This window comes from Methylomonas sp. MgM2 (assembly GCF_054172045.1).
In genome coordinates this window covers 26,916-41,641 of record NZ_JBSYXO010000038.1, presented here as the reverse complement: position 1 = coordinate 41,641, position 14,726 = coordinate 26,916, and the positions used below count along the sequence as shown (strand labels likewise).

The window sequence follows — 14,726 nt, the reverse complement described above, 5'->3', positions numbered from 1 at the left end:
CCTTATGCAATGGATAGCAAGGGCTGATCCCCTGGGTAAATGTGCAAATACACATAGTTTCGTACTACACATAGTGGCCGCTATGTTGAGCTTAACATAGCGACCCCTATTTGCCATTCAAGGTTTTGGACTCAATGTCGGCAGGAATCCAATCAGCCGACATTCAACCGAAAGCCCTAATTCCGGCAAGTTATTGAACATAATCAAAATCCATATGTTAATGGCCGAACTTGCTCTATCGAAGACAAAGGAGCAAAACCGACTCTGACCAGCCAGGCAAGATTTTGTATGCAGGAACAGCTAATAGCAATTAGGCTGTCATTCAAATTATAGTTGCGATGGGCAATTAGTAGTATTGCAATTAGGGCAACCCCAAGCAAATATCTGTAGAGGGTTTCGTTATCTAACTTGATATAAGCTTCGTTCATGCGAAGTCATACAAGGAGAATTTTTCTCTGTATCATTTGGATTATAATTCATTGCGTCTGTCAATAAGTTTGTCGAGAAATTCTCGACATCCTTTAACATACAATCCTTTTTCAGCGATGTAAATTTCGATTCGTAAGGATTTTCTACGTTCGATTGCAAGATATTACCCAGAGTTCTTCGTTGATGCCCACCGAGCGCTTCATAAAGTTCAAGCCCAATTCTATATTCATTCAAAGCAAGATTTCTTTTTGTATTAACTATTTCAAATACTTCTGCAGCATCAATTAACCTATTTTCATTAATTAGCTCCCGGATAACATATAATTGAAATAATTTAGGAGCATCTCCATGAGCGGCTAATTCTTTAAGTACGCTTACACTTGCAGACTTGAGTTCACCAATTTTTGAAAGTACCTTAAAGTTAAAGGTAGTATCAGAATCGTTTAGTAACTTTTTATTCAATAGACTAGCGCCATTCGCAGGCGATATAGTATTAATGGTTATATTTTTAACCGTGTGAACTTGCTCAGCCAGGTTCTTAAAGCCTTTAGATTCCTTAAGCGCCTTAAAATTCTCATTCCTATCGATTCTTACTTTTGCAGAGGTTAGATTTTTAGATTTATATTGTACAATTAATGAAGTTCGGTCTTGAGTTAAAGGATGCGACTTTGCATTGAACATACTTATTAAGTTAATTTTCGTGATTTTGTTTTGATTATCACCGCTATGCTCAAGTAATGGAGGTTTACTATTTGAGTTTTCGTATTTTTCATAGCTTGATATTGTTCTTTTCGCACCTGAATAGTCATAACCTGCTCTAACCATCAGCTCAAGACCGAGTAAATCGGCTTGAGTTTCTTGCCCTCGATTCCAGGTCGGCCTCCCAACGCTGTCGCCAATTTCACCGCCAACAGAGGGGGCTAATATTCCTAATGCGTTTAAAAGTGGCAATGTCCCGCCACCTGTAGCCAATATGCTGCCTGTCGTTGCAAGGTTGCCCATCATTTTTATTGCTTTAAAAACATCGTCCGATTGAAAATGCCCTATCATAATGTGCGACATTTCGTGAGCTAAAACTGCTGCTATTTCATCTTCAGAAGTTGCTGAATTTATAAAGTCGAAACTAATGAAAATAGCGCATTCCGGGTATGTTTCCCTAAAGTCAGAATCATCGAATGTTATATAGATCGGGATACGTGGCCTTGAAGTTGGTAATCCTGTAAGTAATCGATCTTTAACTGAAGTAATGTAACTATCCAAATTGGCATCTCTAACTATTCCTTTATTTAAAGAATGCGACAAATAGCCCTTAATAAAGCTATCTTCAGTTCCTTCACACGTATTAGTTTTGTCAATCCAACTTATCACCTCTTCAGAGGATGGAATGTCATGCTGTACGGTGTTAGATATCGTTGCGCATCCGACTAAAAAAAGTAGAGCAAAAATTGAAGCACGTTTGTTGTAACGCATCATTTAAAATGACCCTAATCATAAAGATTAATCATTAACTTCCACAAGAACCCTGGCCTCTAGATCCTGCTTCCTTACGCATATCGACACAATTTGTGCTATTAGTATATTCTGGATCTTTTAGTTTTAGTTCTCCCTCATGAAAGCAGGTGCCTTTATCATTTGTCAAACAAACTCCATTGCCTAATTCTTTTAAATCAACTCGAAATCCAGGCAAAGGAAAAGGAAGATCTCCACGACTCAATTTTTTACCAAGTTTTCCATCTTGACTATATGTCTGTATCGAATCCAACTCAAAGTCTATTATTTGTACTTGATCGTTAGCAAGTACCCGAATAGATAACAACGTCAAATAAATTATAAATTGCCATTTATGCACGGACGCTCTCCTTTAAGATTCTTAAAAAGACACTCAATTTAATGTTAAAAACATAACGTCTAATCATATACATGTGTTGGATTACATTTTTCGCTGTATTTTCCAGAGATGATTTAAATACATACTTACAAAGTTTAGCGAGAAAACATTCCCTAAGACAGGTGCTATAACGCTAATCGCGCCAAACCAATTTAATTTAACTGAAATAAAATAAAATATAATTGACAGCATTGAAACAAGTATGGATGGTATGTAAGCGGCGATGTGCTTATAATTATGCATGGTTGAGTTTGTCAAAAATACAAACAAGTATCCAATAAAGTAACCAAAAAAAAGAAATATTTTGTATAGTTTTTCTGGAATTAGGCTTCTTGTGTTTTCATTCTGCGTTAGCAAATTTTCAAGCGCCATTGCATGAAAAATAACACCTGGAAATCTAATAGTGTGCAATGGAGTTTCAATATAATCATTCGAGGCTATTCCATGCCCCCCTATGAAAACGTATTTATTGTATATAAGTGCATTTAATATTACATTATCTTGCTGACTTGGCGTCTTCATAAGCCTGGAAAGATAACTATAAACAAAAGGAAAACACTTTAAAGTAGCTCGATCTCCATAAATTTCATTATAGACAGCAAATTTTCCTAATGTTCTTAAAATAAAACTTTTTTCACTGGAATCAATAGCATCACAAGGATTTTCCATAACCTGTATATTTCTTCTATCTGAGTACTTAGTCGACCAGTTAACTACAAAATACCCATTGCCATTGCAACTATATTTTCGGTCTGGTGAGGCAAATATACATATATCTCTAAATGCTCCGTAAGCGAGGGAAAATACCCCATTCATATCATATGGATACTCCTGGTCGTAACGCCTTTGCGTATTTCCGATCTCTAGTTTAGTATCAACATTGCCAATCACGCCAGCATTTTTTTGGTCTCTATAATTAGGATCTGGTAAATATATTTTGGTTTTTTGAGGCTTGACATTGTTAGGACATATTTGCCTGCCTTCGCTAATTTCAACTAATTTATTGCGAAATCTAGACGTCTCCATATTATTGCCTTCCAAAGTACTTTCATGCGATAAGCGATCAATTGTTAAATCAACAAGAATGGCACGAGGTTTTCTACATGCTACTTCGGTGAGCATCTGTAAATACCAATCTAAACTTGGGGGCCATGAAAGTCCGAGCTGATCTAAATCATGATCAGATATGAGAAGTAATGAGATATTGTCTAAGTTAGCAGGATCATAGTCATTGATGTACCTCATCTCAACATCAGCTAAATAATTTGCGGCTGAATCGTTAGTTAGAATAAAATCTGATCCGTGCAAAAGTAAAATAGACAAAACACTGAGCGCTGAAGCAGATACAGATAAATATATAAATCTTCTTATTTTCGTTTTAATTTGATCAAAGCTATTTTGATGCTTAATGTTCATTAGCTTATTTGTAGCGTAGGTAGTTAGCAAACACACTTAGTATGAAAACTAGATGTCGCAATTATGTATACAGTCAACCAGTTTTCGTCAATGAATTTTTTAACTTTTAGCGTAGAAGGCGATGCATCAACCAACTATCAATATGTATTACACTGCGCATTTATAAACATTTCAGGACTAAGGATTGTTGATCAATGGAAGCTAGATCACTTATCAGGGGTTCGAATGTTTCCGCAGGACTCCCACTATGACCACTTTGGATCAGTTACCTGACTATTGCAAAAATCTGTGACTGTCTCTTGATGGCCGACTGCGAGCGTTCAAAATCTGGCTGAGCATGTTGTATCTGAATGGGCATCAAGAGACAAAATTTTCTGGGTTTCCGGCTTACACCCCATAAATGCGACGAAATAAGGACGCACCTAAATTTGCAATTATTGTGAGCTCACGAAAATGGATTGCGGGCTAACGCCGGTAAATGCAAGCTCATTTGCAGTTAATTCGAGCTCAAATCGGCGACAAATGCGAGCCACTACAAATAGTCCCGACAGCCGGCGCAGTCGACTCCTGATATTCTGTGCAGTCGCCTTCTGAAAATGACAAGCAAAACCCGATGCCGGCTGTATCCGCATTATTGTAGAATGCGGCAAGTATTCGTAGCCCAGCCTGACATGTCCCGTTTATTGCCGATTTCCACCATTCGCAGCTCACTTCTAGCACTGTCGATTCTTTCTCAAGCAGCTTGCGATGTATCAGAGTTGAATAATCCCTATCCGGCTGCGGATCGCGGAAAAGCCATCATGTATTCGTCTTTTTCGGAACGGCCCAAACACTTGGACCCGGCAGTGGCATACAGCAGCAACGAATACGGTTTCATCGGCCAGATCTATGAGCCGCCGCTACAGTACGATTATTTGAAACGTCCGTACCAATTGCAAGCCGCCACCGCGGTTGGCTTACCTGAGATGCATTATTTAGACCGGCACGGCAATAAGTTAGCGGACACGGCCGATCCAAAAGACATTGCCTACAGCGAATATTTGATCACTATCAAAACGGGCGTACGCTATCAACCGCACCCCGCTATCAGCCGCGATCAACATGGCCGATTTTTGTACCATTCCCTAAACCGCGAACAACTGGCTAATATCGATACCTTAGCCGACTTGCCGGTACAGCAAAGCCGTGAATTAGTGGCCGAGGATTATGTCTATCAAATCAAGCGTCTGGCCTATCCGAAAATCCAATCGCCTATCGCGGAACTCATGGCTAACTATATCGACGGCTTTGCCGAGTTCGCCAAGGATACCGCCGCCATCCCGATCAAAGAACTCAAAAATCAAACCATGCGCGGCGCTAAGGCTATTAATGATCGCCAATACCTTATCCGCATCAAAGGCCTATATCCGCAGTTTCAATACTGGCTTGCCATGCCGTTTTTCGCACCGATGCCTTGGGAAGCCGATGCTTTTTACGATCAGCCGGAATTGAAAAACAAAAACATCACGCTGGATTGGTACCCCATCGGTACCGGACCGTACTGGTTGGAAGAAAACAATCCCAATCGGCGCATGGTGCTGACAAAAAACCCGAATTTCCATCCGGAATTCTATCCCTCGGAAGGTGATACCGGCGACCGCAAGGCCGGCTGGCTGGACGATGCCGGTAAAAGACTGCCCTTTGTCGACAAGGTGGTCTTCACGTTGGAAAAAGAAACCATCCCTTATTGGGCCAAGTTTTTGCAAGGCTATTACGACGCCTCCGGCATCGCCTCGGACAGTTTTGATCAAGCCGTGCAATTTTCCGCCACAGGCGATCCACAATTGACCCCACTGATGCGCGACAAGCAAATTCAATTGCAGACGTCGGTGGCGACATCAATCTTCTATATGGGATTCAATATGCTGGATCCGGTGATCGGCGGCGATAGCGAACGAGCGCGTAAGTTGCGGCAAGCCATATCCATCGCAGTCGATTATGAAGAATTCATCGCGATATTCGTTAACGGCCGCGGCGTGGCCGCACAGGGCGCGCTGCCTCCGGGCATTTTCGGTTATCAGGACGGTGAAGCAGGCATCAATCCAGTGGTTTACGAATGGCGCAACGGCAAAGCGCAACGTAAGCCGATAGAACGCGCGAAGGAACTGATGACCGAAGCAGGCTATCCAAACGGCGTCGATCCGGGCACGGGTGAAAGACTGTTGCTGTATTTCGACAGCACGGCCACCGGAGCCGACGACAGACCTTTAATGAACTGGTACCGCAAGCAATTCGACAAACTAGGCATACAGCTGGTCATACGCGGCACCGATTACAATCGCTTTCAGGAAAAAATGCGTAGCGGCGCCGAACAGATTTTTGTCTGGGGTTGGAATGCCGACTACCCGGATCCGGAAAACTTTTTCTTTCTATTATACGGCCCCAACGCCAAGGTCAGCCATGGCGGTGAAAACGCCGGCAATTATGCTAATCCCGAATTCGACCGCCTATTCGAACAAATGCGCAACATGGCCAACGGCCCGGAACGCCAGCAAATAATAGACCGGATGCAAGGCATCTTGCGCCAGGACGCGCCATGGCTGTTCGGTTACTATCCTAAGGATTTCGCCTTGCTGCACAGCTGGTACAAAAACTTGAAACCGGCCCGCATGGTCAACAACCGCCTGAAATACAGCCGTATCGATACCGAGTTGCGCGAGCGAAAGCGGCAAGAGTGGAACAATGCCGAATTCTGGCCGCTACTGGTGCTGATAGCGATATTGGGAGGAGCGATTTATCCGGCGGTAAAGGCTTATCGCAGAAGGCAGTTGCAGACCTGAGTTTCGGAAATGAATCCGAATCGGCGATTGGCCGGATATACAAAAAACATCCGGCAGAATCGCAATCTATCTTGCAACGCAAAAGTTAGTGAAAATGCACTTCTCGCGTTTTGGTCTTATCGCTTCTACGTAAGGTATAGGCCTCTTGATCGCCTGCCATCGATTTGCCCTTACTATCCAGCGTCACCAGGGCTCCCTCGTCTTGAATAGTATAAAACCGTTTAGGCGCATCTTTTTTAGGCGTCAAAATCAAGGTGCGAGTGTTGTCGTCCCAATCATATTTGCCTTTCTCGTAATACTCTCGTGCGGATTCCCTTGCATATTGAGTGACGAGTAAATAATTGTTTTTCGGCTTCAAAGATAAGGTTTGCTTAATACCGTCGCAATCCTTTTGATTGCAAGGCAAATAGCCGTAAAAAACGCCACGAAACCCTCCCGCATCGTCGGCGGCCTCGGCGTGCGAAGAATGATCCATTCCCTCGTGAAGACTGCTTTCACGGGCCTTTAACGCTTTTTCCTGAAGCTGCATATCCGATTCGGCCCAGGCGTTGCTCGCCATCGAAACCGATATAGCGAAAAGATTCATAAAGACGTTTATTTTTATTTTTCTATTCAAGGTTTGCATACGATTTTTCTATTTCTAAAGTATATAGTGCCCGGCTTACAGCGAGATACTCATTGCTGTAAGCTGCCTGTTCCTAAAACCCAAGCTTTCCAAGCTAAGATTATCAGCTTAATCGTCCATATCAAACAATTGATAATCGAAGGCAAAATACCGCATCAAAATGCATTTGTATCGTAAACAAGCGTCACGACGATTTAGCATAACGTTAAAAACGGATCAAAAATTCTCTGACGCGGTTTCGACATACTCGACCTGAACCTCTGCCAGCCCGGTGATACCTAATTGCATTGCCGCACCGCGCGACAAGTCGATTAATCGCTTATCGTTGAAAGGACCTCGGTCGTTGACCAAAACGTCAATGGCTTTGCCATTGCGCAAGTTAGTAACGCGCACCTTACAAGGTAACGGCAAGGTTCGATGCGCAGCGGTGATCCAGTTCGGTTTAAAGCGGCTACCCATCGCGGTGTGCGTTCCTGATTCCGAACCGTACCAAGAGGCGATTCCCCGCTCGCTATATCCTACCGCCGTATCCAATGGATAATACACCTTGCCTTTCACCCTGTAAGGCTTGTTATACGCGGCTTGGTTTCGGTAATCGGGCTGATCGGCCCGCTCGGGTGTGGGCGGTAACGTCGGTTCGGAGGCACAACCGCCCAACAGAAGGAGCAATGCGCCTTGTACGATGAGTGATCGACAGGACGAGCATACAAGATTATTTTCGCAAATAGAGACTGATCGGTGTAAAGCCATTATTTAGATCCTATGTTTATTGCAATACGCTTATGCTATTTCAACAAAGTCACAAGGTTGCCAACTCATTCTTAACCGCGAATTATTAGTAATTCAACTTTTTGGTTACAGTCAGAATATCACTCGAATGACCCTCGAAGGGATAGTCAGCCGCCAAACTATTTTGAATTTGAGCCGGAGAACCCCAGTTGCTTCCATGCTTCATATAGCACAATTGCGACGGAATTAGAAAGATTAAGGCTGCGACTTTCTTGCCGCATCGGTAAGAATAGTTTTAAACCGTCAGGCTGCCGATTTAAAAAATCGACCGGCAATCCGCGCGACTCAGGACCGAACAGTAATGCGTCACCACGTTGAAACTTGACTCTGTGATAGCTCAAGGAACCCTTGGTGGTCAATGCAAACAGGCGCTTAGGCTTTGCTCGGTCGACATAGTCGGCCAACGATGCATATTGCCTAACGCTAACCCATTCATGATAATCCAGCCCGGCTCTGCGGAGACGCTTGTCGTCCAACTCAAAGCCGAGCGGCTGGATCAAATGCAGATGTGCGCCGGTATTGGCGCACAAACGGATGATATTGCCGGTATTCGCCGGAATTTCCGGCTCGAATAAGACAATATCCAACATAGTTTATTGGCTGTTCACATCGATAGGCGTTAGCTTCCAAATATCTCTGTTGTAATCGGCTATCGTCCTGTCGGTGGAAAATTTTCCGCTGGCGGCGGTGTTATAGATGCTCATTTTGGTCCATAACTCCTGATCGCGCCAGACCGATTCCACCCGGCGTTGGGCATCAAGATAACTGCGAAAATCGGCAATGGTCATCCATGGATCGTTCGGGCTTTTGATGGAAGCCAGAATGTCATCGAAAATACCAGGCTCGAACTGATTGAAATGTCCGCACTCCAACAAACGCATTACGCCCTGTAAGTCAGGATCCCTATCAATGAATTCTTGCGGATTGTAATGCGGTTTCAAGGCTTCTACTTCTTGTTCGGTCAAGCCGAACAAGAAGAAATTTTCGTCGCCCACCTCCTCCCGAATCTCGATGTTGGCGCCATCCAGGGTGCCGATGGTAAGCGAACCATTCATCATGAATTTCATATTTCCCGTACCGGATGCTTCCTTGCCGGCTGTCGAAATTTGCTCGGATAAATCGGCGCCCGGACAAATCTTTTCCATGGCCGATACCCGGTAATTCGGCAAAAACACCACGGTAAGTTTACTGCCGACTTCGGGATCGTTGTTGACTACGCCGGCGACGTTGTTAATCAATTTAATAATTTTCTTCGCCATCGCGTAACCGGGAGCGGCCTTGCCGCCGATCAATACGCAACGGTCTACCCAATCTTGGGTATCGCCGCGCTTAATGCGATCGTATAAATGAATGACATGCAGCACGTTCAATACTTGCCGCTTATATTCGTGTATACGCTTAACTTGTACATCGAACAATGCTTCGATATTGATATCGATATCCAATTCGGATTTCTTGAAATCGACCAAACGTTGTTTGCTGGCCTGATTCAAATAGCGCCATTTTTTTCTGAATTCCGCGTCATCGGCATAAGGCCGAAGTTTAATTAATTCCGATAAATCCGTGATCCAGCCGTCGCCTATGGTTTCAGTAATCAAGGCTGCCAACTCCGGATTACACCCGGCCAACCAACGTCTCGGCGTAACTCCATTGGTTTTATTGTTGAATTTCTGCGGCCACAATTCGTAAAAATCCTTGAACAAGCCTTCTTTCAATAGTTTCGAATGCAACTCCGCCACGCCATTGACCGAAAAACTACCAACTATCGCCAGATAGGCCATCCGCACTTGCTTTTCATGCCCTTCTTCGATCAACGACATTCTCGCCATCCGTTCGCCGTCTCCGGGCCAACGCGCCGACACTTCCGCCAAGAAATGCGCGTTAATCTCGAATATAATTTCCATCAAGCGCGGCAACAAACTTTGCATCAAATTGACCGACCATTTTTCCAGCGCTTCGGGTAACAGCGTATGGTTGGTATAGGCCATGGTCAGCTTGGTGATATTCCAGGCCTCATTCCAAGACATGCCGTGAATATCGACCAATAGCCGCATCAGTTCCGCTACCGCAATACTCGGATGCGTGTCGTTCAATTGGAAACAGTTTTGTTCGGCGAATTTCGAAAAATCACGGCCATGGCGCCCGATCCAGTTGGCGATAACGTCCTGCAAACTGGCGGATGCCAATAGATATTGTTGCTGCAGACGCAAGGCCTTGCCGTTTTCATTGGCGTCATTCGGATACAGCACCATGGTAATGTTTTCGGCAGTGTTCTTTTGAGCAACCGCCTCGGCGTAATCGCCGGCATTGAACTCCTGCAGGTTAAACTCCTCCGTGGCCATGGCTTTCCAAAGCCGCAAAGTGTTGACGGTACCGTTTTTATATCCCGGAACGGGTATGTCGTACGGCATGGCCAGAACGTCATGCGTATCGACCCAACTTGTGCGTCTGCGGCCATACTCATCCATGTGAGTTTCAGTATGGCCGCCGAATTTTACCCGGGTCATGTATTCGGGGCGTTCAATTTCCCAGACATTACCATTGCGTAACCAATGATCCGGTTTTTCGACTTGTTCTCCATTGAGAATTTCTTGGGTAAACATGCCGTATTCGTAACGTAAACCGTAACCCGTCACCGGTAATTGCAAGGTAGCACAACTATCGATAAAACAGGCCGCCAGCCGGCCAAGACCGCCGTTACCCAATCCGGCGTCGGGCTCGCTCTCTAACAGCTCTTCCGCTTCCAAACCCATATCGTAAAGGGCTTGTGCGACTTCGTCGTCAACGCCTAAATTCAGCATCGCATTACTCAACGAGCGTCCCATTAAGAATTCCATCGACAAATAAAAGGCCTTCTTACAATCCGCATTGCGATAAACGTTATAGGTTTTTTTCCAGCGCTCGACGATGCGATCGCTAATCGCCAACGATAAAGCTTCATAGGCATAGTGCGGCGAACGGCAATTTTCGTCACGCCCTAAACGATGGCTGTAGTAATGCTTGAAATCAGCAGTAATGTGGAGCTTCTCCATTCCCAGCCGGGGTAACTTGGTAATGTCGGATTTCGGATTGCTTTTACTGAAAACTTTCTGTGGCATCGCTTTACCCTTCAGGTAGTGGACATTAATTTTAAACCAGCTAACAAAGCCCTATTGCAGGCCATAATACCGGGCCGACTCCATATAAACGATAACAAACCGTCCAAAGCGGTTAAGTTAATTTACCGTGACAATGCTTGTATTTTTTTCCGGATCCGCAAGGACAAAGATCATTTCGGCCAATTTTTTGGCCGGCGCGAACATAAGGTTGTTCGCCGGTTTCAGATTGTTCATCCGGCAATTCTTGCGGCTCCTCCGCAAAAGCCGAATGCGCTTCTGCGTGTTCATAGTGCATTTCTACCGGAGTTTGGCGCTGTTCGTCTATCGCCTGCACATCTTCTTCGCGGGTAACTTGAACCTTCGCCAAGATACTGACGATTTCCGATTTGATATGACCCAGCAAGGCATTGAACATCTGGAAAGCCTCACGCTTATATTCTTGTTTCGGATCTTTCTGGGCATAACCGCGCAAATGAATCCCTTGGCGAAGTTGATCCATTGCCGCTAGATGCTCTTTCCAGCTGTTATCGAGAACCTGCAGCATTACCGATTTTTCAAAATGCCTGATGACTTCGGAACCGATAGCGTCTTCTTTGGCTTTTGCATCCTCCTCGGCCTTAGCGACGACTAACTGTCTTATGCGGGGCTCGTTCAAGCTATGGTCGGCATCGACCATCTCCTTCAGCGGCAAATGCAAATTCAAGTCTTGTTTAAGAACCGATTCAAGCCCGGCAATATCCCATTGCTCTTCCATGGTTTTAGGCGGAATGAACTGGGTAATCATGTCATTGATCACATCCGCCCTAATCGTAGAAATGATATCGCTGATATCATCGGCCGCCATCAATTCATTGCGTTGAGCATAAACCACCTTACGTTGATCGTTGGCAACATCGTCGTAAGCCAGAATTTCTTTACGAATATCGAAGTTGCGGCCTTCTACCTTGCGCTGTGCGCTTTCGATGGACCGAGTTACCCAAGGATGTTCGATGGCCTCCCCTTCTTGCATACCCAGTTTTTGCATCAAACCCGCCACCCGTTCAGACGCAAAAATTCGCATCAAGTCATCCTGTAGCGACAAGTAGAATCGCGATGAGCCCGGGTCGCCCTGCCGACCTGAACGTCCGCGTAATTGATTGTCGATACGCCGGGATTCGTGACGCTCTGAACCGATTACATGCAGACCGCCGGCCGCAACGACTTGCTCGTGCCTATCCAGCCAGGCGCCGCGCACTTTCGCCCTCTCGTCTTCGGAGGCTCCGTCCCCTAACGCGGCCAATTCCGCCGCCAGATTGCCGCCTAATACGATGTCGGTACCGCGGCCGGCCATATTGGTGGCAATGGTTACCGCCCCCGGCATACCGGCGTTTTCGACGATATGAGCCTCGCGTTCGTGCTGTTTGGCATTCAAAACCTCATGCGGAATGTTCTGTTGCTTGAGCAAGCCGGAAATCAGCTCGGATTTCTCGATCGACGTCGTACCGACCAAAACCGGCTGACCGCGTTTGTGACAGTCTTTGATGTCTTCTATCACCGCATTGTATTTTTCGCGAGCCGATAAATACACGAGGTCGCCCATGTCCTTACGAATCATCGGCTTATGGGTCGGAATCACCACTACTTCCAAACCATAGATTTTATTCAGCTCAAAGGCTTCGGTATCGGCGGTACCGGTCATGCCGGACAACTTTTCGTACAAGCGGAAGTAATTTTGAAAAGTAATCGATGCCAGGGTTTGGTTTTCTTTTTGGATCGTTACACCTTCCTTGGCCTCGATGGCTTGGTGCAAACCTTCCGACCAGCGGCGACCGCTCATCATCCGGCCGGTGAATTCGTCGACGATAATAATTTGATCGTTTCTGACCACATAGTCGACGTCTTTTTGAAACAAGATATGCCCGCGCAACGAGGCATTCACGTAATGCATTAAACGGATATTGGCCGGATCGTACAGTGTGGTGCCTTCTTCGATTAAACCGCGTTCCGCCAGCATATGCTCGACCCGCTCGTATCCCGCCTCGGTTAAATGTATTTGGCGCGCTTTTTCATCGACCGAGTAATCGCCGGGCATTTCGTCTTGTTTTTCCGGATCATCGGCTTTTTCCTGTTTAGTCAGGTAAGGTATGATTTCATTCGTTTGCAGGTATATGTCCGTACTGCCTTCCGCCTGACCGGAAATGATTAGAGGCGTCCTCGCTTCGTCGATCAGAATCGAGTCCACTTCGTCGACAATCGCGAAATGCAAGTCGCGCTGAACTTTTTGCTCCAGGCTGAAGGACATATTATCGCGCAAATAGTCGAAACCGAATTCGTTATTGGTGCCATAGGTAATATCGGCTGCGTAAGCTTCTTTGCGCTGCTCGTGATTAAGATCGCTGACGATCACACCGGTGGTTAAGCCCAGAAAACCATAGAGTTGCCCCATGTTTTCCGCATCACGCCGCGCCAGGTAGTCGTTGACTGTGACGATGTGTACGCCTTTGCCGGGTAAAGCGTTCAGATAGGCTGCCAGCGTCGCCATCAGGGTTTTACCCTCGCCGGTTTTCATCTCAGCGATTTTGCCGTCATGCAAAACCATGCCCCCGATCAACTGTACGTCGAAATGGCGCATATCGAAAACGCGGGATGACGCCTCCCGCACCAATGCAAAGGCTTCAGGTATCAAACTATCGAGTTTTTCACCTTGAGCCAAACGGTCCCGAAATTCCTGAGTTTTGACTTTCAGCGCTTCGTCGGACAGTTTTTTAAAATCATCGGCCAAGGCGTTGACTTTTTTGACCAGTTTGAGTTTTTTCTTGATCAGCCTGTCGTTCCGGCTGCCAACTACCATTTTAACCAGCTTACCCAGCATGATACTTCCAGTGTCAAAGTGAATTCAAAGCTGACGATTATAAACCTTATATAAGTTCCGCCGCTAGAAAACAGCCCTATCAAACCATAAAACACCCACCAACTCTATGATAATAAATAACTTTAATATCCAATTTGATATTGACGGATTAAATCGCTCCGGCACTAAGGTGTTTAGACTGGAGAGAACGATTGGCGGGCTTGGATGGAGATGCGTCCCTGCTTCAGGGCCATATAGTTAGCTATTACCGGAGTGACCGTCTGAACATCCCTCAGAAACGGAAACGCAATTACCGTGCCTTTTTTCAACACCATGATTGCTGCGGCTTTCAGTCAGATCAGCCTGATAATTCGGTTGAAATTACCACCAGCGACGGGCCGAAACGGTTTATACAAACCACATCTGCTTATGGTGGTAGCGGTCAAATAATCAGGGATCGCTTAATTTTAACACCTGACTGCCTGCGAGCGGTCGAACAGACGGAACTCGAACCGCCATATCGGCAATAAGCCTAGTTCGCTTCTTGTCTCAGGCGCGTCGCGACGGCGTCGTCTAAATTTTATACGGATGGAAACAGCAAACCACCCATCAAACCACTGACCAGACTGAAAATAGTGGCCAAAATGATGATAGCGGGAATAGACGCTAGCGCCCATTTAACCATCAAGACGACGATGGATAAAAACGGCATTTGCAAATCAACTACGATTACTTTTTGGGCTTCTTCGTCGCTCATTGTAATGTCTCTATTGGATTGACTTGGATAGCAGCTAAGGATTTGGCCAAAAATAACTTCCCGTCTTGCCGATGC

The 14,726-nt window shown here is 45.5% G+C and carries 10 protein-coding genes; 1 reads left to right on the top strand and 9 read right to left on the bottom strand.

Translation table 11 applies throughout. The features are described from left to right. Positions 1-399 precede the first annotated feature (399 nt). From ACW73I_RS19760 to ACW73I_RS19750, 3 genes are all read right to left on the bottom strand, one after another. Complete coding sequence (locus tag ACW73I_RS19760; protein WP_458031190.1) at positions 400-1,902, bottom strand: M48 family metalloprotease; 1,503 nt, start codon at positions 1,900-1,902, stop codon at positions 400-402. A gap of 31 nt (positions 1,903-1,933) precedes the next feature. Further along, entirely contained in the window at positions 1,934-2,278 is a 345-nt protein-coding gene (locus tag ACW73I_RS19755; RefSeq protein ID WP_458031189.1) for a hypothetical protein, read from the bottom strand. 81 nt (positions 2,279-2,359) lie between these two features. Beyond that, positions 2,360-3,733, bottom strand: a complete 1,374-nt coding sequence (locus tag ACW73I_RS19750; protein WP_458031188.1) for a CHASE2 domain-containing protein — start codon at positions 3,731-3,733, stop codon at positions 2,360-2,362. A 641-nt stretch (positions 3,734-4,374) separates the two neighbouring features. Here ACW73I_RS19750 and ACW73I_RS19745 point away from each other — a divergent pair. After that, positions 4,375-6,552, top strand: a complete 2,178-nt coding sequence (locus ACW73I_RS19745; RefSeq protein ID WP_458031187.1) for an ABC transporter substrate-binding protein — start codon at positions 4,375-4,377, stop codon at positions 6,550-6,552. An 85-nt stretch (positions 6,553-6,637) separates the two neighbouring features. Here the strand turns inward: ACW73I_RS19745 and ACW73I_RS19740 are convergent, their stop codons facing one another. The 6 genes from ACW73I_RS19740 to ACW73I_RS19715 all read right to left on the bottom strand — a co-directional run bounded on the left by ACW73I_RS19740 (position 6,638) and on the right by ACW73I_RS19715 (position 14,651). Next, a complete protein-coding gene (locus ACW73I_RS19740) occupies positions 6,638-7,138 on the bottom strand; it encodes a copper resistance protein NlpE (RefSeq protein ID WP_458031186.1) in 501 nt (166 codons plus the stop codon). A 255-nt stretch (positions 7,139-7,393) separates the two neighbouring features. Continuing rightward, complete coding sequence (locus ACW73I_RS19735; RefSeq protein WP_458031185.1) at positions 7,394-7,927, bottom strand: septal ring lytic transglycosylase RlpA family protein; 534 nt, start codon at positions 7,925-7,927, stop codon at positions 7,394-7,396. A 158-nt stretch (positions 7,928-8,085) separates the two neighbouring features. Further along, the gene (gene trmL / locus ACW73I_RS19730; RefSeq protein WP_458031184.1) at positions 8,086-8,556 is read right to left on the bottom strand and encodes a tRNA (uridine(34)/cytosine(34)/5-carboxymethylaminomethyluridine(34)-2'-O)-methyltransferase TrmL; all 471 of its coding nucleotides are present in this window, start codon (positions 8,554-8,556) and stop codon (positions 8,086-8,088) included. Between the two features lie 3 nt (positions 8,557-8,559). Then, positions 8,560-11,064: a glycogen/starch/alpha-glucan phosphorylase gene (locus ACW73I_RS19725; protein ID WP_458031183.1), complete on the bottom strand. Its 2,505-nt coding sequence runs from the start codon at positions 11,062-11,064 to the stop codon at positions 8,560-8,562. Between the two features lie 112 nt (positions 11,065-11,176). Next, complete coding sequence (secA, locus tag ACW73I_RS19720) at positions 11,177-13,915, bottom strand: preprotein translocase subunit SecA (protein ID WP_458031182.1); 2,739 nt, start codon at positions 13,913-13,915, stop codon at positions 11,177-11,179. Between the two features lie 559 nt (positions 13,916-14,474). After that, positions 14,475-14,651 carry a hypothetical protein gene (locus ACW73I_RS19715; protein ID WP_458031181.1) on the bottom strand — a complete coding sequence of 59 codons (177 nt, stop codon included), beginning with the start codon at positions 14,649-14,651 and terminating at the stop codon, positions 14,475-14,477. Between the last annotated feature and the right edge of the window lie 75 nt (positions 14,652-14,726).